Raw genomic sequence first — 21,570 nt, forward strand, 5'->3', positions numbered from 1 at the left:
GCTCCCCCTGTGGCTTTGCTTCCTTGAGGCACATTCGATAAGCCCTAACTGCCGTTAAGTTCTCCCGATAGCGTTGAGGCTAGCCCGCGGATGCCGTTGCTGGTCAGCGAGTCCTCGTGCCAGCCGTCGATGTCGACCACCTTGCAGCTCTCCGCGATTGCGTCGCCCCATCCAAATCGCAGTTGGCGTGCACGAGGATGGGTCGCGCTGCTTCGCAAGAGAACTGTCGTGGGATCCCTGGTTTGCTGTGGCTGGTAGTGACGCGCTGCCGCCACCAATAGCTTGGTGACAGATTCGTTCTTCTCTTCTTCTTCTGAATATTGCCCCGCCTTGACGCGGAAGATCCTGAGAAGAGACAGGGAGATTTTGAATTCCTTGAGATAGTCGATCAGTCGGATGCGCCGGGACAAAAGCTTCCTCGTGAAATAGAGGAGACGCTTGCGCCGTCTTTCCCGACGCCATTTTGCCTGCTCCCGCTTTGGCAGGGACGCAAAATAGCCCGGGGCCCATGCGTCGATAATGGCCGTGGTGCTGACGTCCATTCCCTTTTCGCGCAATTGCCGGCTGACCTCCATGGCCAGAATGCCGTTGACGCATAGTCCGACGATGGCCACCCGGCCGACTGCTTTGTCGATCTGCATCGCATCTATCGCGTAAGCAGCGATATCTTCGATGCTCAGGCGCGCAAGGCCGTTATCGAGGTCTGCGTGAAACATGTTGACATTATGCACCGAGATGGCGTCCGGCAGCTCATTGGCAAGGCGATAATAGAGGAGCGGATGGTTGATCGTGTAGACGGCGCCGGTTCCCGTGCCATGTTTGCAGGTGATCAGATCCCACGGATTTACGACCTTTTGCCGCGGTGACGATGCCGTGTCGACATTGAAGATCGCCGCTGCAAAGCCTGCAAACGTCGGCTGCTTGAATAGAAGCTGCAATGTCGGTGCTGCATCGAATCTTGCGCGAGTTTCCGATAGTAACCGGAGCGCGAGGAGGGAGTGACCACCGAGCGCGAAAAAATCATCATCCGGACGTATTTGCGGAACCTGTAGGATTTCCTTCCAGAGCTCAGCAAGCGCTTCCATTCGCGTATCCGACTGCGATGTTTTTGCGACGGTGCCATCCATCGGCGCAGTCTTGGCGGGAGCTGCCACGTATCGTTCCGGCGCAACGAGCGAAGAAAGCGGCGCCTCAGGGTGATTGAGAGCGATTTCATAGGCATCCCTCAAAAGTTGCAGGAGGCTCTCGATCGTACTGGCCTCGAAAAGGTCGGCATTGTACTCGATCGATATACGCCAGCCGGTCGGCCGGCCGATCATGATGAAATTCAGATCATAAATCACGCCCGGTGATTGCGAAGGTGAACTGATCAGCTCGAACTCGCCGTAGCGGCGATCTTCGAGAAATGCCTTTTGCAGATTGAAGTTGACTGAGATCAGCGGATTGCGTGCCGGATCGCGTACCGGGTTGATGAGTTCCACGAGCTTGTTGAATGGCATGCGCTGATGGTTCAATGCACCTTCGATGGTCGCACTGACGGACTTTATGTGTTCCGCAAAGCTGACATCCGCGCCGAAATCGAAACGCAGCACCAGATTGTTGATGAAGACGCCGATCAAGTCTTCCAGGTCGCTATGCTCGCGGCCGGCAATCTGCGAGCCGAAGAGGACGGTTGGCGCCCCTGTCAAACGATGGAGGACCGCACTCAGGACTGCCGCTCCGAAGCTGTATTGGGAAACGCAATGCGCGCGCGCTGCCCCATCAAGCCGATCGGTGAAGGCGACCGGCTGGGCGACCGAAAGGATATCGCCGCGATTGGTCTTGACCTGGCCGCGGGGATGATCCGGCGTGACTTCGAAATAAGGAGCGCCCTGCAATTTTTCCCGCCAGAAGGTCTTCTCCGTCTCAAAGCCGTAGCTCTGCAGATATTCCTGCTGCCAGAGAGCGTAGTCGCCATATTGCAACGGCAGTTCAGGGAGGATTGGCGCGCGTCCTGCATCTATCGCCGCCGCTATTTCACCGATCTCCCGCCCGAGCACGCGGATGGACCAGCCATCGAAGCAGCTCTGATGAGCGGTGATCAAAAGAACGCCACGCTCGTTTTCCGCCATCAGCAGGCTGACGCGGAACAGGCAGGGCGTGCTGAGATCGAACGGGGCTTGCGCTGTCTCCTCGCCGATCGACATAATTCTCGATTGGCGCTGTTCCGGCGGCATGCCGCGCAGATCGATCACGGACATCTTGAAGTTGACGTCGCTCACGGCTTGTTGGAACGGCTGGCCGCCTTTTTCGACGAACCTCGTGCGGAGTATCTCATGCCGCTGGATGGTCTTTTTAAAGGCCGCTTCCAGGGTCGATGCTTTGAAAGAGCCTCTGATTTCCCACCGGACGGCGACATTCAGCGCGGGATTACCGGGATTGAGCTGATCGAGAATCCAGCAGCGCAACTGCGTCTGCGTACAGGGAAACTCGCCGATGATCTGCTGTTCGAGAACTGGACCGCTCGGGCTGCTGTCAATGGTACTCATGTAGTTGCCCCCAGGCTGCGGCGTGCGCCGTTACGAAAGTCTCGCAATGATGGTACGTGAAGTTGAACCGGATCGGGCTGGCCATCCCCCTGACTCTCGGCAAAGGCTGCCAATGCGCCGACCGTCGGATGACGCAGCAAGTGTTTTGCTTCCAGCGGCAGGCCGCTGTCGCGCATGCGCGCGGCGATGCGGAATATGGCGAGCGAATCTGCGCCGAGCGCATAGAGGTTGTCGTCGACGCCGATGTCGCTGAGATTCAGGACATCCTGCCAGATCGCGAGTAGCCGCTGTTCCATCTCGGTCTTTGGCTCGAGCTTCGCCGGAGCTGCTTCGCGCTGGGGTACTCCGCGCTGCTGCAAGGCCTTGCGGTCGAGCTTGCCGTTGGCGGTGTGGGGTAACTCGGTGTCGAAAACCCAGAAGCTCGGCACCATGTGACCAGGCAAATTGGCTTTGGCATGGGCTGCAATAGCCGCGACAGACAAATCCTTGCCACCGGCATTCTGTAGGATGTAGCAGACCAGCGAGCGGTCACCCTTGGCGTTTTCAGCGACCACGGTGGCACATTGGCGCACACCTTCCGCCTTGGAGACCACGGCCTCTATGTCGCCGAGCTCGATACGGAATCCGCGCAACTTGACCTGCTGATCGCGGCGCCCGAGCAATTGCAGCGAACCGTCCGCAAGTCTTCGACCGACATCGCCGGTCTTGTAGAGGCGCATTGGTCTGCCAATGGCAAAGCAATGTGGGGCGAAGGCCTTTTCCGTCAGGTCGAGGCGATCGAAATATCCCTCTGCCAGACCGTCACCGCCGATATAGAGTTCGCCGACCACACCGATCGGTGCAATAGTCTCGCTTTGATCGAGGATGAAGAGCTTCGTATTGGCAATCGGATGTCCGATCGCAATCGGCTGATCCGCATCGATAATGCGCTGCAGCGACGACCAGATCGTTGTCTCCGTCGGGCCGTACATGTTCCAGAGTTCGCCGCCGATGGCGAGCAGCGAGCGGGCGAGCTCTTTGGGTAGAGGTTCACCGCCGCAGAGTATCTTCATCGCCGGCCGATCCTTCAGGCCGGCTTCAACCAACATCTGCCAAAGCGTCGGCGTGGCCTGCAGCACGTTCGCGTCGTGCTCGCCAATCAGTTTCACCAGGGCGAAGCCGTCTTGAACGTCGCTGCGGCTGGCGATGACGACCTTTCCGCCCGATATCAGCGGCAGGTACAGTTCCAGACCAGCGATGTCGAATGAGATCGTCGTGACTGCAATAAGCGTGTCCTTCGCGCCAAAACCCGGCTCCTTCGCCATGGAGAGGAGGAAGTTGGTCAGGGCTCGATGCGAAACCTCGACGCCTTTCGGCATGCCGGTCGAACCGGAGGTGAAGATGATATAGGCGGATGCCGTTGTGTCGATCGGCAAGGTCTTCAATGGCTGGCCCGTCATCGAGCTGATCGCCTTTGCGTCCTGATCAAGCCGGATGACAGGGGTATTGGGAGCAGCGAGGTGCGCCATGTCGTCGCTGTCGCAGATGAGTCCGCCGATGCGGGCAATATCCAGCGTCTGCTTCAGGCGCGGTTCCGGATGCGCCGGATCCATCGGGACATAGGTATGTCCCGCCTTCATCACGGCAAGAAGGGCGACGATCATGCCGAGCGAGCGCTCTATCAGGATTGCGATACGCTGGCCGGGATCGGGAAGTGCCATCTGGAGATAGAGGGCGAGCTGGTTCGAGCGCGTTTCCAGCTCTGCGTAAGTCATCGCCAGGCCGTTAAACTCTGCGGCGATCGCATTCGGTTGTGCGGCTGCCCGCTTGGAGAAAAGCGTGAAGACGAATTGATCGTGATCGTAAGGTACAGTCGTGTGATTGAGCGTGTCGATCAACCAAGATTTTTCCTCGCTCGACAGCAATGAGAGTTCGCCGACCTTTCGATCCATATCCTTGGCGAGTGTGACCGCAAGCGTCGAAAAATGACCAATCCACCGCTCGACCGTCGCGCGGTCGAAGACGTCGGCATTATAGTCGACGTCGATGCGAATGTGATCGGCCGCCTCGATCATGTTGAAGAACAGGTCGAAGTTGGAGAAGGCCTTGGCGTTCGGTTCCAAGGTCGGCTTGAGGTCGCCGAACGACGATCCGCCTGCCATGCGTTCAAGATTGAACTGGATCTCGGTCAGAGGCAGGCGGCGCGGATCGCGTTTGGCATCGAGCTTGCGGACGAGCGTGCCGTAGGTGTAGTCCTGATGTTCGAATGCCTGGAAAACGAGCTGCTGGGTCGCCTTCAGATGGGCGGTAAACGGCTCCGTCATCGGTACCGTCTGGCGCAGCGGCAACAGGTTGACGCAATGACCCATGAGGATCTGGCCATCAAGCAGGCTCTGGCCGGCAGAGGGAATGGCGATGACGATATCGTCCTGACCCGACAGCCGCGAGATCATCACCTGCAGCGTCGCCAGCAGGGTGGAAAATAGCGTGGCGCCCGATTTCGCTCCCTTCTTCTTCAACGTCTTGTAGGTATCGGCATCAATGTAACCGGTGCAGCTTCCGCCCGCGAAACTGCGATATTCCGGCCGCGGTCGGTCGAGAGGCAGGTCGGGAAGATCCGGAATCGACTTGAACTGGTCGAGCCAGAACTGTTCCGTCGCTTGCGATTTTTCCGGTCTCGGCGACAGGTCGGTTGCGTAAGTGGCAAAGGAGAGGGCGGGCTGAAGTTCCGGCACCGTGCCCGCCCTGAAGGCTGCATAGGCCGTCGCCAGCTCTTCGACGAAGGTGTTGATCGACCAGCCGTCGCAGATGATGTGATGGGCGGTGAAGACCAGGACATGCTTTTCAGCCGATAATTTGACGATGCTTGCACGCACAAGCGGGCCATTGATCAGGTCAAAGGGCGTGCGAGCTTCGTCATCTTTCAGATCGGCAAGGCCCTTTTCATCCAGGCCTTCGATAACAGGCAGATCGAGCCTGAAGTCCGGTATGAACTGGAAATGCTCGCCGTTGCGGTCGAAGCGGATATGCAACGCGTCATGGCGGGCGAGTACGGTATCAAACGCATGCTTGATGGCTGCTTCGTCGAGCGTTCCCTCAAGCGTCAGCGAAAAGGACTCGTTGAATGAGCAGGAGGCTTCGTCTCCCGCCTGGGCTGCAAGCCATATTTCCGTCTGTGCCTCGGTCAGAGGCGCTGATTGAGGCTTGGCGATAGCGACCGGCATCTGCGTCTGCGCAGCGGATAGGGATGCCTGTTCCTTCGTTGCGAATATGCCGGCGGCCTGCATGGCATCGAGACTGTCGCGGAATGCCTTTGCGATCAGGCGGAAGTCGTCCTCGCTATGGGCTGTCGTCAGGAAACAGGGATAGCCGTCCTGTATGTGAACGCCGTTTAGTCGCATTTGGGCATAGAACAGGGCTCCAAGCACATCCTGGCTTGAGAAGTCGGTGGCAAACCAGCTCTTGTAGCCGTGGACGACATCCGCGATGCCGCGGCTGGCAAGATCAGCCTTGATTTCCGCAACCAACGCTTGCGTACGTTCTGCGACGCGATCATAGAGGGCGGATCCGTCGCCCTTGATGTGATGCAGCACGGCGTTGGCGGCTGCGAGCGTCAGCGGATGACGTACGAAAGTGCCTGCAAAGAAGGTGGGCGCCGTCATGGGGACGGAGGCGTCACCATAGGACCAATAGCCGCCATCGAGAGCGTCCATGAAGCGGGCGTTGCCAACAAGCACACCGATCGGCATTCCGCCACCGACGACCTTGCCATAGGTCGCCATGTCACCCTTGATGCCCCAGATCGCCTGCATGCCGCCTGGATCGACGCGGAAGCCGGTGACGACTTCATCGAAGACAAGCGCGAATTCCGATTTGGTGGCGATATCACGCAGTTCCCGGACGAATTCGCGCGGTTGCAGTTCCGGATGACGGCTCTGGATCGGCTCGATGATAACAGCCGCTATGTCGGCGGCGTTGGCACGGATGAAGTCGAGGCTTTCCGGAGCGCCGTAGCGCAGGACTGTCATGTTGGAGACGGAAGCCATCGGAATGCCGGAGGCAACCGGCAGAGCGATCGGCTTGTCGGCGCGATTGCGACCCTTGACCAGGACTTCATCGAATTGACCGTGATAGTCATTGGCGAAAACCACGACCCGGTCACGGCCGGTGACCGCACGCGCAATCCGCATTGCGGCCATCACCGCTTCTGAACCGGTATTGCAGAAGGTAACCCGTTCATGGCCGGTCATATCTGCAATCATCTTTGCGACGTCGCCGGCAAGCGGCGTCTGGGGGCCGATGGCAAAGCCGCGATCGGCCTGCTCCTTTACGGCATCAATGACGAAGTCCGGCGCATGTCCGAAGGCCGTCTGGCCGAAACCGTTGACTAGGTCGACATACTGGTTGCCGTCGACGTCCCAGATATAGGCACCCTTGGAATGGTCGCAGACGATCGGGAACACCATCTCTTTCCAATCTGCCCTGAAGCCAGATGCCGAGCGGGGATCGGCGAGGTGGCGGCGATGCTCCTGGGTGAAGGTCTTGGATCTGGCGTTCCTGGTCTCGTATGCCTTGGTGAGACTGGCGATGAAATCCTGTTTGGCCGGCGAAATTTCCGCCGTCACGCTCTTGGCGTTCGGGCGATAGAGCTTGATGCGCTCGGTGCCGAAGTCGCTTTCTACGGGAGCGGCTGATGTCGGCTGGGTTAGCGCCGGCTGCGCTGGAGCTGGAGCGGATGCTGCGGGTGTTGTGACGGGCAGCGCCTGCGGGGCAGGAGCGCCACCCTGCATGGTCTGCAGCATGAGAAGCTGTTGCGCAAATAGCGATTGCGCCATCTGGATCTGAGATTGCATGACGCTGGCGAGGTCCGAGGCCGCGTTCGGCATCGATACGGCCTGCGGCATTGGCGATGCGATCGCCGGCGCCATTTGTTGCGGCGTGGCCGGCATCGGCATCGTGGTGAGTGGAGACGCAGGCGACAATGGTTCTGCAGCCTTGACCGTCTCCGGTGGCATCTCCCGATCGAGATGGACAGCGAGATCGGCGACCGAGGGGATGTCGCTCAGCAACTCCCGGAACGAAATCTTGACCTTGAAGTCTTTCTCGAGACGTTGCGCAAACTGGCCGACAAAGAGCGAGTCGAAGCCTAGCTCCAGGAACGTTGCCGTTCGTTCGTCCGGCCCGAGCGTTTCGCCTGACATGTCGCTAAGCAATGTCAGAAGGGCTGTTTCCAATTGCGGCAGTCGATTGGGGACCGGGATTGAGGCTGCAACATTCATCGTTGGTTTCTCCTCGGTTAGGTTGCCGTCAGAGACGAAGAGGGTGGTGGGAGAGGGATTATTCGGTTCGGCGTCGGCCCGCATTGTCGCTGAACGGCGTGCAGATGGCGGGGCATCGATCCAATGGCGCTGCCGTTGGAAAGGATAGGTTGGCAGGGACAGACGCTGCTGTGCTGCCGGCGGAAGGGCAGGCCAGTTGAGGCGGCAGCCCGCCATCCATAGCTTGCCATGCGCTTCGGCAAGCGTGGCGGCCGAGGCAGAAGCGCGATCGTGCTCGGGGAGGGATTGCACAATGGCGGCAAGACTATCCCGCGCGATCGTCTGCGCGGCAAAGACCGACAGCGTACGTCCAGGTCCAACCTCGAGAAGGACCGGCTTGCGATCGCGGCAAAGTGTGGCGAGCCCATCGGCAAAACGCACGGCATCGCGGCAGTGCATGGCCCAATAGTCCGGCGATGTCGCCAATTCCGCGGTCTGCCAATCACCCGTCACACCGGAGATGAACGGTATGGTCGCCGTGCCATAAGTGACCTTCTCCGTCTCCTGTCGCAACGCCTGAGCCGCATCCTTCATCATCGCGGAATGAAATGCGTGTGAAGTGTGCAGCCGGCTGAAGGCGATCTCGGCATCCGAAAGTGCTGCGCAAACCGCCTCGATATCGGCAAACGGGCCGGAAATGACGCAGAGTTTCGGCGCGTTGATCGCAGCGATCTCGACGTTGCCCTGCAGATAGGAGGCCGTCGTCGCAGGATCGGCGCGAACGGATACCATCGCCCCCTGCGGCTGGTGCTGCATCAGCCGTCCGCGATTGGCAACGAGGCGCAGGCCATCTTCGAACGATATGACGTTGGCAAGCGTAGCGGCGACAAACTCGCCAACGCTATGACCGATCATCGCATAGGGCTTGACGCCGCGGCTCAGCCACAATCGCGCAAGCGCATATTCCACCAGATAGAGGCAGGGTTGAGCGATGCGGGTTTCCCGCTGCTCATCGGCGATTGCCTGCGTTACGGCGCCTGCGTGGCAGATATAGTCGCGCAGATCGAGCCCGAGCGTCATTTTCAAAAGCTCGGAGCCGCGGTCGATCCAACGGGCAAATTCCGGCTCTGAACGGTAAAGGCCCGCGCCCATGCCGACATATTGCGCGCCCTGGCCGGGGAACATGAAGGCGACCGGCGGTTTGTCCGTTGCAACAAGGGATTGATAATTGTCTGTAGTCAGTTTGATGATCGCCTCTTCGACACTTTCGGCAGTGACCGCCAGGCGGTGGCTGAATTCGCGTCGACCGGCCTGCAGCGTGTAGGCGAGCTGCGCGATTGAAAGCTCGGGATTTTCGGCGAGATGATTGCTCAGATTGCTTCGCATCGCGGCAAGCGCCGACGTACTGCGCGCCGAAAGCGGAAGAATGTAGTGGCCCTCTGCCTCCCTGGACTTAGTCGGTGGTGGCGATGGGGGCTCCTCCAGAATGACATGGACGTTGGTGCCGCCAACGCCGAAGGCACTTACGCCAGCTCGCCGCGGCGTTGGTCCCTCCGGCCAGTCGACCATTGCGGTTGGGATGTAGAAGGGGCTTTTTTCGAGATCGATGCGCGGGTTGGGCTGGCTATAATTCGGCATTGGCGGGATTTTCGCGCTGCGCAATGCCAGCGCCGTCTTGATGAGCCCGGTGACACCTGCCGCCGCGTCCGTATGACCGATGGTGCCTTTGACCGAGCCAAGGGCGCAGCCGGCCGGCCCCGGGGCATCATGGGCAAATGCCCTCGTCAAGCCGTTGAACTCGATGGGGTCTCCGAGCGGCGTCGCCGTGCCATGGCATTCGACATAGCCTATCGTCGAGGGATCGACCGCAGCGTTGGCAAGTGCCGAGGCAATGGCTTCGGCCTGTCCCTCCACGCTTGGCGCAGTGAAGCCGACCTTGTCGCTGCCGTCATTGTTGATGCCGTAGCCGCGAATGACCGCATAGATGTGATCGCCATCCTTGACTGCGTCCTCGTAGCGTTTCAGGAGGATGACGCCCGCGCCGCTGGCAAAGACCGTTCCGGCGGCGCTGGCATCGAAGGGCCTGCAGGCGCCGTCGGGTGACGCCATGCCGCCCTCTTGATAAATATAGCCTCTTTTTTGCGGGATCGTCACCGAGATGCCGCCCGCGAGCGCCATGTCGCAGCTATAGGTCAGCAGGTTCTGACAGGCTTGCGAAACTGCAAGCAGCGAGGTCGAGCAAGCCGACTGCAAGGTAAATGCGGGGCCGCGCAGGTTGAACTTATAGGCGACCCGAGTGGCCAGCGTGTCGCTGAGCGCGCCGACGAGCTCATGAAAACAGCCGATCTGATAGTTCGACGTGAACTCCTCTGCCTTCATACGCTCGTGAAGGACATTGTTGATCAGATAGGTCGGCATGGACGAGCCGGCGAAAACCCCGATCAGGCCGGAATAGCGGGACGGATCGTATCCGCCATCCTCGAGCGCTTCCCAGCATATTTCCAGAAAGATGCGATGTTGCGGGTCGGTGACCGCAGCCTCACGCGGGAACATGCCGAAGAATTCCGCGTCGAACATGTCGGCACCATCGAGATGAGGCCTTGCCGCCACATAGTTCGGTTGCGCCCGTTCCTCGTCGGTGAAGGCGTCTTCGATTTCATCCAGCGCGAAATGGGAGAAGGCAGTCTTTCCCTGGAGTACCATTTGCCACAGTTCACGCACCGACGCTGCGCCGGGAAAGCGGCCTGACATGCCGACGACGGCAATATGCCCGGAAATCTGTCCGCTCAGATCGTCACTGTCTTCGAAATCACGCGCGCTACCATTGTCCTGGTGATTCCGTTTCATAAGGAGCTCCTGCGGAGATGAGAAATGGCCTTCTTCTGTAGAGCTGCGCGCTGTGCGGCGGCGGCGATGCGTGTCGGGACGGGCGCATTTCCATCCAGATATTGCGCCAGATCCCGGATGGTCGGGTGACGCAACAGGGCAACCACATCGATTGAGTGGCCGAGGGCTTCTTCAAGTCCCGCATGAATTTCCATCAGCTGAAGCGAGGTGCCGCCGAGATCGAAGAAGTTCCGGTCGAGGTCGACGCCAGTCAGGGCCAATGCGCCCTGCCAGAGCGTGGTCAGCAGTTCCTCGGTCTTGCTTCTGCTGTCAGTCGGCCTGACCTGCGCCTCTATCGGCGGCGGCAACAGTTTCGAGCGATCGACCTTTCCTGCAGCTGTCAGTGGCAGACTATCGACGACGACTGCGGCATTCGGGATCATATAGGCGGGTAGAGTGGCGCGCAGCGTCGTCAAGACGGCCTGGACGAGATCGGCGCCGGCGCCCACATGGCTTTCCTTGGGGCACAAATAGGCAACGATGCGTTTCAGGTTTTCTCCCTGGACATGGCAAAGCACTATGCCGTCGGTAAGACGCGGATCTCGCCTGAGAGCGGCTTCGATCTCATCGAGTTCGATGCGCTTGCCATTGATCTTGACCTGGCGGTCGCGCCGCCCCTTGAAGGTAACGGTCCCGTCCGGCTTCAGGCAGGCGAGATCACCGGTCAGATAATAGCGCGTCGGACCCTCTTTCGTATCAATCGTGACGAATTTCTCGGCCGTAAGTTCCGGGCGCTTGAAATAGCCAATGGCCAGACCATCGCCCGCTATTGCCAGCTGGCCTTCTATTCCCGCAGGCAGGACACGCAGCTCTTCGTCGAGTATGGCAATAGCTGTATGCGCGATCGCCTTCCCGATAGGCAGTTCTGCGGCTGAAAAGCCGGGCAGGACCTGGAAAGCTGTAGCAAAGACCGTCGTCTCGGTCGGACCGTAGGCATTGGTAAGTCGGCAACCGGGGTGACGTTCCAGAAAGCGCCTGGCGTGAACCGCCGAGCCGACATCGCCTCCGAAAAGGATGTGGCGAAGCTGCGGTAAGGGGGCACGTGCGTGATCGGCGAACAGATTGAACAGGCCCGTGGTCAAAAACGAGATGCTGACGCCGGTTGTTTGCATGACATCGCACAGGCGCGAGACGGAGAAGTCGCTCTCAGGCATGATCGCCAACGTGCAACCATTAAGAAGAGCCCCCCAGATTTCGAAGGTCGCGGCATCGAAGGAGATGGTGGCCGTATGAAGGACAACGTCGTCGGGGCGAAATTCCACATAGGTTTGATCGAGGACAACCCGCGCAATACTGCGATGACAGATCATCGTGCCTTTGGGACGGCCCGTCGAGCCGGAAGTGTACATGATGTAGGCGAGATCGCCGCCGGTTATGTTTGCCGCAGAAAGGGCAATAGCCGGCTTATTCGCCATCTCGCCGAGCATGGCGTCCGCTTCGATGACCTTACCTTTCATGCTCGGCACGCTCGCAAGCTTTTCACCGTGAGCTCCATCGACGAATATGACCTTGGGCTGGCACTCGCCGATAACGAAATCGAGATGTTCGATCGGAAGGGCCGGATCAAGCGGAAGATAGGCGCCGCCGGCCTTGAGGATTGCCAGCGTGCAAATGACCGCATTGATGCCTCGTGGCAGGAAAAGGCCGATAATATCCGCCTTATGGACCCCAATTCTTATCAGGTGCGCCGCAACTGCGTCGGACAGGCGATCAAGATCGTGATAGTCGATACTGACATCACCGAAGACGAGGGCTGTTGCCTGTGGCACCGCCTTGGCCTGGGTACGCACCATTTCGTGAAGACAACGGTCGCGATCATAATGCATGCTTGCTGCACCAATTGCCTTTGCCTGCCCCTCACGGTCGATCATCATCGCTCTCCGGGTTGTCCTGCGAGTGACGACATCGCGATGCGAGACGCTTCATCGTCCATCGCAGAATTTCATGCTGGGGCAAAAGCACTAGATGATCATTGGGATGATCGATCTCACCACCGAAAGTCGTAAGTCATGGTGGAGCGTAGCCCTTTGGTCGGAAAGGCTCGGCAGAGCCAAGGCAAGCCGACCGAAAGCATTACGCCCAGTGCCCCGAGATCTGCCGCCGGCAAGGGCGTGCGGCATCACACTGGAACGATAATTATGCTGTGATGAGTGAATTGGATGCCGGTGGCTGCGAGCCTACATGAACTGGTATGCTCGCACATAGTCCACGAACATGAAGGAGGGATCGGCTGCAGCCATCTTCGTTATGCCGTCGACAATGCCCAGGTCGACGAGAAGATACATAGGCTGGCGATGTTCCGGTAATGTCTTTGTCTTCCAGACAAGATTTCCATCGAAATACATGCGCATGAAATCAGAATCGATCTTCACGCCATAGGTGTGCAAGTCGGAAGGGGTTGCATTCGCAAATGCATTGATACGGGAATAGGCTGAATCGTGTCGACCGTCCTTATGCCAGACATGCACGGTCGAGGAATAGGCACCGGGCTTATCGCCATAATATTCGATGACATCGATCTCGGCTGTTGCTTTCGATCGGTCCTTACCGATCAACCAGAATGCGGGCCAGACACCGGGGCCATCTGGTAACCGCGCGCGCATTTCGAAATAGCCATATTGTTGAGCAAAACCATTCCCATCGTGATCGACCGATGCAATAAGGCCGGAGCGCCACAGACCCTTGCTGTCGCGCGCAGCGGTAATCCGCAACATCCCGTCCTGTACTGCAAAGGGGAACTCGCCATCCGGATCCGAGAAACGAGCGCCGCCGAAGTCTCCATTCCAAGGCGTATGGGAGATCCAGCGCGTACCTGGTCCCCAGGCCGAAACGCTCAACGTGTCGAATGGATCCTCGAACGTCACTTTCATCGAGCTGACATCAAGTGCATCGCCGGTATCACCAGCGTAGGTGACCCGGGTGTCGCAAATAGCAATCAAGGCAGTGGCAACCGAAGCGCGAAGGAAAGCGCGCCGATTGGCCATACCTAGAACACGATCAACTGGCGATAGACGATCCATGCATATTAGCATGAGCCCCCCATTGCCCATGGTATACAACGTATTTCGGCCGATGCGTCCACCAAAAGGCTTAGGAATGGCGGAAATACAACCACACATGCGCCGTGTTAGTTTGCGGCAACAATGAGGCAAAGCGGCTGGACTATGTCACATGAATGCCATGGGACTAATAACACTGATCGTCGGTGTGGCGATATTGGCTGCGCCGGTTCGATGGTCATTCATCGTAATGGCCCTGTCGACGGTGTTTGGCGCCGCCGCGGCCTTCAGCCTTCCCGGTCTCGGCGGGGCGTCCGTGCTTGTACCGAGCCTGTTTCTGCTGTTCTTCGCTATACGGCTGTTTGCGGCCTACGGCGAGGGACCGTTTCTCACCGCGCTTGTACCCTGGCGCCCGGGGTTCTTCCTTCTGCTCCTGACGGCCTTTGGACTGTTCACGGCAGTTTTCTTTCCGCGGATGTTCCAAGGCATGACGCAGACGATGACAGTGCAGCGCTTGATCGGCGCGCGCAGCCTCATAGCGCTGGTACCGTTGCAGGCGTCCTCGAACAACATCACCCAGTCGGTCTATGCCCTTGGTGGCCTTATTTGCTTCATTGCCACCTTCGCATTTTTCCGACGAAACAGCGTTCCCGCAATCTTCGTCAACGGCATACTGATTGTTGCGGGCGTCAACCTCAGCTTTGCGCTCGCCGATATCGTGACTTACTTCACGCACACGGATTTTCTGCTCAGCTTCGTGAGAACGGCAAATTATGCGCTTCTGACCAATGCTGAGAAAGGGGGGCTGAAGCGCATTTCCGGCACCTTCCCGGAGGCTTCGGCATTTGCCGATTTCACCCTTGTCCTCTTTGCTGTTGTTGCGAGCCTCTGGCTTGGAGGCATTCGCTCGAACACGACGGGCCTTGTCTCCGGCTTGCTTCTGGTGGCGCTTGTCCTTTCGACGTCGGCGACGGCACTTGTCGGGCTCGCCGTCATCTTGCCGATCCTGTGCCTTCAGTCATTCCAGGCTGGACGACAAGAGCCTGGGACGGGCCGGCCTGTCCTGATCCTATCCATATTGGCAGGCATGCCGCTTGCCATCTTCTTTGTTCTGATCGTCATGCCAGACCTCGTGCACAATCTCAGCGAATTTCTGGACGAGATGCTGTTCTCCAAGGCAGACAGCCAATCCGGGCGAGAGCGCTTCATGTGGAATGCGATGGCCTATCAGGCGTTCTTGGATACCAACGGCTTCGGCGCCGGCCTGGGCAGTGCGCGCGCCTCCAGTTTCGGCCTTGTACTATTGTCCAATATCGGCATCTTCGGCACGCTGCTCTTCGCCTTATTCGTCGCCCGGCTGCTGATGGTGGATACTCGGCCAGGGCCTTCGTCCTCAAGGCAGGCCCGCGCGGTCGTACGTGCGGCCAAGGCCGGCCTCATTACGGTTCTCATCTCGGCGGCAACCTCCGGCACGGTGTATGATCTTGGGCTGATGTTTTATATTCTGGCGGGTAGCATCTCCGCTCTCAGTCCTGTCAAACATTCGGTCCGAACGGGCTATGCGCCACGCTTTGGGACGATTGGGGAGCTGAGATGAAAATCCTCGTCTTCAATGTCAAATATAGCGAAAATCTCGGCGACGGAATGCTGGCGGAATGCATCGAAACCGCCCTAGCGAATGGTGGGGGCGAGGTGGAGGTGGAGACCGTTGACCTTGCCGGACGCCAGGCCTTCGCTCGGGGGCATGGTGCGCGGCGGCGCCTGATACTTGGATTGCTGCGCTGGATGCCCGCTGCGGCACGACGCCGGCTGGTCAGCCTGGGCTTAAAGCGCAACCTACGTCGACTTGTTGCCAGCTGGGACGAGAAGATCGCCAATGCCGACGTCGTGGTGATCGGCGGCGGCAACTTGTTTCAAGATGATGACCTTAATTTTCCATTGAAAATCGGCACTGTCCTTGACTGTGTTTGCCAGCAGGATCGGCCGCTCGCCATTTATGCGGTCGGCGTCAGCAAGCACTGGTCGAGCTCGGCATATGAGCTCTTCTCCCGGGTGAAACGGGCACGGCTTGTACATCTTTCCGTGCGCGATGGATTTGCCCAGGACAATTGGCACGAGCACTTTCCGGAGGGGCCGAGAGCAAAAATTGTCCGGGATCCCGGACTTTTGATTGGATCCCTCACGATGGCGCAGCGACCTTGCCAATCGACAGAGCGCCGATTGACCGTCGGCCTATGTGTAACCGATCCGATCATACTGCGCAGGCATAGTACATCGGCACTCGCAGCAATCCCGTTCTCCAATATCGGGGTCTACAGGGATCTGATCGGCCTGCTCCTGGATGATGGGCTGCGCGTGGTGTTGTTTTGCAATGGCGCGAGGGAGGATCAGAGATTTGCGGAGTGTATTCGCAGCTCGGTCGTCAAGCATAGGGCGACCGATAGCGATGCGTTCGATATTGCTGAGCGTCCGAAAACTCCCGGTGATCTCATTGAGACAATTCGTTCGGTCGATGTGATCCTGGCACATCGGCTGCATGCCTGTATTGCAGCCTATGCGCTGAAGATCCCGCATGTCGGCCTCGGCTGGGATAAGAAGGTCGAAGGCTTTTTCAATTCCGTGGGGCGCGAAGACTACCTGGTAAAGGACGCCACATCCTCACCGCTCTTCGTTGCGTCCCTGGTCAGGGCAGCAGAACGGGATGGAATTGAGCCACTTCGGCATCAGATTGCCATAGCGGAGACCCGCGCGGGAATTTCGAACATGCGTCGCCATCTGTTGGAATGCGATCAATCCAGCGCGCCTGAGCCATGCCCGATGCATGGCGAATAACTTCTCAGTTCAGAGTATATTTCGTCTAGATACTTTGAAGTTTTATTTGAGTATGCGCAACGGCATGACGAAATTGCATTTCGTTTAAGTAAAAATAGATAAGAATAAAATGTGATTTCGAATTAAAGACTTCCCGTAATTTCTATGCTATTTAGGAGTTTGGGCTTACTATGTTTTCGAATGCTCAGAGGTGTATTCGAGAAATGCTTCTCGTCCACGGGGATGATAGCATGGCAGCGCAGATTCCAATTGAACATATTCGCAATCTGGGTGGTGTAACGCGGACCTTTACAGCCGGAAGTGCGATCTGCGGATATGACGATGAGGCGCCGCGTCTTCTGTTTGTCCTGAAGGGATGGGCTGCCTGCAGCAAGATGCTGCCGAACGGCACACGCTTCGTGACGGAATTTGTGCTGCACGGTGGTATGATTTCGACGACGTTGACGGCGCTGTCGCGCGAGACCGTACGAGCCGTCACCAATGTGACGGTCGTGGCTTTTCCGGATTTCACCTCACTTCCCAAGATCGAGGCGCCTACATTTTTCTATCGCATCGTCATTGGTGAGTTGATGCGACATCACGCCCGCATGTCCGAGCGGCTTGCGAATATGGGTCGGCGCGATGCACTCGAGAGAACCGGGCATATGCTGCTTGAGCTCGGAACACGTGTTGGCACATCTCGCGACTACGACAATTGCGAGTATTTCGATTGTCCTTTGACGCAGGCAGATATTGGTGATGCCGTCGGCCTATCAACTGTACATATAAATCGCGTTCTGAGAGATATGCGCGAAGCCCACCTCTTGCTGTTCCGTAACGGTATAGTTGTTTTTCTTGATCGTGCGCGTCTAGCTGATCTTGTTGACTTCGACGAGACCTGTTTCGATACAACTATTATTTGACATCGTATAAAAATCTCTCTTTAAGCGAACAGATAAGCATCATATTATTTAATATTTCACTTAAGCATTAACATATGTTAATGCGCAAGGAAGCAAAATACGCAATTACTAGCTAAGATAAATCAAAAAATGAGGGGGATGACATGCGAAAACAAAATGAGCTTGGATCAATGCGCCGGCTATGCTCTGCCTATCGAACGAATACTAGAATATCTTCCGGAAGTACAATGTGCGTTTTAATAATTAGGGGTAACGGCCATGCATGGGCAATCAATAACAAGTGAGAAATTCACGTCGGATGGAAGCGCGCGTATCATTTCTGTTCGGGCATCGGATAGTTTGCGGCCGTTCAGCACAGCCGGTATCGACGAGTGGGAAGACTATATTCTCCTCATCGATTCCAGGGCATTAGACCGTGAATGCCTGTCCAAGAGCCTGACCGAATGCGACAGCGCAATGCACATTGTCACCGTCGGCTCCTTGGACGAGTGGCAATCGCGCAATATGCAAGTATTACCCTCTGCAGTTCTTTTCATGATCGGCGGTCGCAAAGTGTCCGATACCGATGTCAGCGCCAAGATATGCGCATTGGTGGAAAGATTTCAGACGAGCCCCGTTATCGTTGGTGCTGATGGTGACGAGCTTGCCCAGCTCTTGCATGCGCTTGAATGCGGCGCGCGTGGTTACATCCCAACCAGCGTCGGTATCAAGGTTGCTGCGGAAGCTGTGGCATTGGCGCGGGCGGGCGGTGTCTTCGTCCCGGCAAGCAGCCTGCTGGCTGCCAAGGAGGCGATTACTCCCGTGGCTAGCCGCAACGGCTGCCTTGACAGTTTATTTACACCGCGCGAAGTGGTTGTTGCAGAAGCCCTGAGGCGAGGCAAGGCGAACAAGATCATCGCCTATGAGATGGATCTTTGCGAGAGCACGGTCAAAGTTCACATTCGCAATATCATGAAGAAGCTGAATGCGACCAACAGGACCGAAGTCGCCTATAAGATCCGCGAACTCGTCCGCTAGTCTTGTAGTTGGAGATCACGACTGCCGAATTGACAGTCGTGGAGGCCGTATCTGAGCCCTGGCGCAGCAGGCGTTGGGACAGGCGGGTATCTGCAAGGTCAATCTGCTTGCATGATCTTCGACTGATGGGCAGGTGTCGGTGGCTGACATGCCACCGGCCGTCGGGCAGAAAAAGCGCAGGGACGGGGCATTTTCGACGATGCCGTCAAAAGCCTGCAAATCCCGGAGCCGCAATTAAGAATCCATCTCATGGATTTCCTACGCGTTGGGCCTCAAGAGGGGCTGCGCGCATTTCCTAGAGATACGTGAGAGTTACCCGCGTCGAGACGGCTTGCAGTCTGGCATGCCAATTGCCAAACTTCCTCAAGCCTTCAATCTACCGGCGCAATTGGGAGGCGGCCAACGGGCCGCAGATAGGCCCTCAGTGGTCAAGGTCGGCCTCAGCGCTGCGCTACGCGCAGAGAGGCGATTTCCGCCGGCTTGTCGTCGATTATCGCGCCGACCGTCAATAGGCCGGGCTGGCGGAATCTGAGCGGCGAGAAGATAAGGCTGGCGCCGATGACGAGATTGATCGGAATGTCGTTCGCTTCCATCCCAGCGGAAAGATCCTTTTGCTCATCGAGTTGGGCCGCATCCAATCGTTCTTCCAGAATTGGCTGTCGATCGCCAGGTGCGACGCATCGCAGGATGATGGACCGGTACGGTTCTGTCGCGGAGGTGATCAAGTTCACATGCACGCAGAATTTGGGCAGGGAGAACGGAAACTCCGGCAACATCAGGACACCACTGTAAACGCCGATGAAACTCAGCTTCTCCCCGATTTCGGTGCGAACATCGTCGCAAAAGATACAATATCCGTAGCGCATGTCTTCACTCATCCCGATCAGTGTTGGCGTGAACCACAATCGTGCGGATCGCGCGCGAAGAACTCCAGGTGGCGACCCCACCGGAGCAAACTGGATGGAGGGCGGCCCGCGTCTCGGGTTCCGAGGCGCAACTTCCATCCGACGATCCCGCAAGGTCACAAAGCTCGATATGGATCTCCTTATCGAGAGCCCAGGCGAGGTCTGCAATCGAGCGAAGCGGAAGCTCGCGCTGTCCGCAGAGATAACTGTTCAGGTCCCTTCGGCTGACGCCGACCAATTCCGCAAGCTGCTGCTGTGTGATGCCCTTTTCGGACTTCCTTGCAATGATGGCGGCGATGAAATCGCCGCGAACATTTGCAACAAAGCGGCTAGCCGCACGCGCACGCGCGCCTATCTCAAACCGAAATGACATCTTCCGGATTTGCCCCCTCTACGCACAATGCATCTCCTACGCCCAGCTCACGGCGCAATCTGCGCACCTCGAGCCGATAACCGCGGTAAAGATCATGATCCTTCACGTGATCGGCCCAGTCTCCGAAGACAGCGACAAAGCAATTGCGCATGGGAAACCAGCCGAATATGCGGAAATCCACGGTCTTCAGTTCCCAAACCGCATTTCGTTCGAGCCGAATTGCTCTGAACTGTCTTGAATGAATGAGCGGCTTGCCCGAGACAAATGTGTAGAAGAGAAAATCCAGCTGTTCGACCGGTCTAAGCACCGCGCCGAGCGATGAGGGTTCATCCTTGCTTACACGTTCGCTTAGCCAATTGATAAAATCCGGGGTGGCAAAAAGCAGCCTCTTGGGCAACTGCTTTCGACCAAGCTGAATCTCAACCTTAACGATTGCTTCTGATGCTATCAGACTGTCAAACGTCGTCATGACTGTCAACTAATCCATTATCATGTGGCAAGCCTTTCACTTCAGTTGCCTGACGGTGAATTGAATTGCTGCACATTTGGATTGCACTTATCTACCTTCCTGATGGCTTAGTACGCCTAATCAATGATGAGTATAGTATCTGTCTTGCGACAATAAATATCTAAACCCCTACACATTTTGAGGTAGGTTTCAGATACTTGATCCGGCTCGGCACGGCAGTGCTAGTACGAAGGGTTCTCTTGTTCGGTTCTCGCCAGGCGGCCTATTAGAGGGCTTGAGGGCGGCGAATGGTCGCTTGCCCCGCCTTGGAGAACAGGGAGGATCGACATGAAGACGATTGGAGTTCTCGCCATTCTGCTGGCAAGCACGTCATTGGCGCTTGCAGCGCCCCCGTCGCCGCCGGCTGACAATGACTCGTTCATCGGTCAGGTAGGGGGATTCAACAGTGCTTTCGTCACGCAGAACAGTGGCAACAATCAAGCGCTGACCCTTCAGAATGGCTTCGGCAACTTTGCAGCCACCAAGCAAGACAAGGCAAAGTCCAACACCTCCGATATCCTGCAGTTTGGTACCGGCAACTTCGCGAGCGCCGACCAGAAAGGGAAAACCAACAATCAGAGCACGCTTCAGTTCGGCACCTTGAACTTCGCTTCGACCCGGCAGCGTGATGGCGACAAGAACAACTCTACGACGAGCCAATTCGGTTTCGGCAATGCCGCATTCGTGGATCAATCCAAAGGAGACAATTCTCAAAACACCCTTCAGGTGGGCGGGTTGAATTTTGCCTCGACGACCCAGACAGATGGATCCCATGGCTCCAACAAATCGGACATCATGCAGTTCGGTTGGGGTAACGGTGCCGTCGCCAGCCAGGACGGCGGCAAGAACGACCAGACGACGCTGCAGGTTGGCACCGGCAATTTTGCTGCTACGTCTCAATGGGGCGTCGTCGGCGGTAACGGCAATGCCTCCTCCACGACGCAGTTTGGTTGGGAGAACGTATCCTTTGCCAGCCAGCAAGGTGGCAACAATTCACAGGACACGTTCCAGGCCGGCGGACGCAACTTCGCCGGAACGAACCAACGGTCGTTCTTTGGCGTGAATAAAGCGAGTACTGACCAATTTGGCGTCGGTAATACCGCGCTGACGGCGCAGATCGCCAATCCGCTCGGCTCCAATGATTCCCTCATCGTCCAGGCTGGCAATCGCAACATGGCGCTTGCATCCCAGACGGGCGCACAGGGTGGTGGCCTCCAGTTCGGTGGTTCAAACCTTCAGGGAACCGTGCAGATCGGCACCGGCAACTATGCGCTGACCTCTCAGACCAGCTCGAGCTCTGTGACGAATACGTCGGTGACCGCACAGTTTGGTTACAGGAACGTCGCCGTGACGGTCCAGCACTAAAAAGAGGCGAGAAGGGAG

12 protein-coding genes are annotated in these 21,570 nt (G+C 57.5%); 5 read left to right on the plus strand and 7 right to left on the minus strand.

What is annotated here, in order from left to right; all coding sequences use genetic code 11:
* Positions 1 to 44 precede the first annotated feature (44 nt).
* From GGD46_RS17290 to GGD46_RS17305, 4 genes are all read right to left on the minus strand, one after another.
* Positions 45 to 2,528 (minus strand): condensation domain-containing protein, encoded by a 2,484-nt coding sequence (locus tag GGD46_RS17290; RefSeq protein WP_184706035.1) that lies wholly within the window; start codon positions 2,526 to 2,528, stop codon positions 45 to 47.
* Entirely contained in the window at positions 2,525 to 10,612 is an 8,088-nt protein-coding gene (locus GGD46_RS17295; protein WP_184706037.1) for a non-ribosomal peptide synthetase/type I polyketide synthase, read from the minus strand. The genes GGD46_RS17290 and GGD46_RS17295 overlap by 4 nt, the downstream gene beginning before the upstream one ends.
* Positions 10,609 to 12,522, minus strand: a complete 1,914-nt coding sequence (locus tag GGD46_RS17300; protein ID WP_184706248.1) for a non-ribosomal peptide synthetase — start codon at positions 12,520 to 12,522, stop codon at positions 10,609 to 10,611. The genes GGD46_RS17295 and GGD46_RS17300 overlap by 4 nt, the downstream gene beginning before the upstream one ends.
* 306 nt (positions 12,523 to 12,828) lie before the next feature.
* Entirely contained in the window at positions 12,829 to 13,671 is an 843-nt protein-coding gene (locus GGD46_RS17305) for a glycoside hydrolase family 16 protein (protein WP_246806355.1), read from the minus strand.
* A gap of 151 nt (positions 13,672 to 13,822) precedes the next feature.
* Here GGD46_RS17305 and GGD46_RS17310 point away from each other — a divergent pair, with 151 nt between their 5' ends.
* From GGD46_RS17310 to GGD46_RS17325, 4 genes are all read left to right on the plus strand, one after another.
* Positions 13,823 to 15,247 (plus strand): hypothetical protein, encoded by a 1,425-nt coding sequence (locus GGD46_RS17310; RefSeq protein WP_246806356.1) that lies wholly within the window; start codon positions 13,823 to 13,825, stop codon positions 15,245 to 15,247.
* Positions 15,244 to 16,482 carry a polysaccharide pyruvyl transferase family protein gene (locus GGD46_RS17315; protein WP_184706041.1) on the plus strand — a complete coding sequence of 413 codons (1,239 nt, stop codon included), beginning with the start codon at positions 15,244 to 15,246 and terminating at the stop codon, positions 16,480 to 16,482. Before GGD46_RS17310 ends, GGD46_RS17315 begins: the two co-directional genes overlap by 4 nt.
* A gap of 230 nt (positions 16,483 to 16,712) precedes the next feature.
* Positions 16,713 to 17,384, plus strand: coding sequence for a Crp/Fnr family transcriptional regulator (locus tag GGD46_RS17320; RefSeq protein WP_184706043.1), 672 nt, complete (start codon positions 16,713 to 16,715; stop codon positions 17,382 to 17,384).
* 258 nt (positions 17,385 to 17,642) lie between these two features.
* Entirely contained in the window at positions 17,643 to 18,401 is a 759-nt protein-coding gene (locus tag GGD46_RS17325) for a response regulator transcription factor (RefSeq protein WP_184706045.1), read from the plus strand.
* 440 nt (positions 18,402 to 18,841) lie between these two features.
* On the opposite strand, the gene GGD46_RS17330 is transcribed toward GGD46_RS17325, so the two are convergent.
* The 3 genes from GGD46_RS17330 to GGD46_RS17340 are packed head-to-tail and all read right to left on the minus strand — an operon-like array spanning position 18,842 to position 20,148.
* A complete protein-coding gene (locus GGD46_RS17330) occupies positions 18,842 to 19,267 on the minus strand; it encodes a DUF6941 family protein (RefSeq protein ID WP_184706047.1) in 426 nt (141 codons plus the stop codon).
* Between the two features lie 4 nt (positions 19,268 to 19,271).
* Complete coding sequence (locus GGD46_RS17335; RefSeq protein WP_184706049.1) at positions 19,272 to 19,679, minus strand: helix-turn-helix domain-containing protein; 408 nt, start codon at positions 19,677 to 19,679, stop codon at positions 19,272 to 19,274.
* Positions 19,663 to 20,148 (minus strand): hypothetical protein, encoded by a 486-nt coding sequence (locus GGD46_RS17340; protein ID WP_184706051.1) that lies wholly within the window; start codon positions 20,146 to 20,148, stop codon positions 19,663 to 19,665. The genes GGD46_RS17335 and GGD46_RS17340 overlap by 17 nt, the downstream gene beginning before the upstream one ends.
* A 372-nt stretch (positions 20,149 to 20,520) precedes the next feature.
* Here GGD46_RS17340 and GGD46_RS17345 point away from each other — a divergent pair, with 372 nt between their 5' ends.
* The gene (locus GGD46_RS17345; protein WP_184706053.1) at positions 20,521 to 21,552 is read left to right on the plus strand and encodes a hypothetical protein; all 1,032 of its coding nucleotides are present in this window, start codon (positions 20,521 to 20,523) and stop codon (positions 21,550 to 21,552) included.
* The last annotated feature ends 18 nt before the right edge of the window (positions 21,553 to 21,570 follow it).

It is taken from the genome of Martinezella lusitana, assembly GCF_014207095.1.
GTDB lineage: Bacteria > Pseudomonadota > Alphaproteobacteria > Rhizobiales > Rhizobiaceae > Rhizobium > Rhizobium lusitanum_B.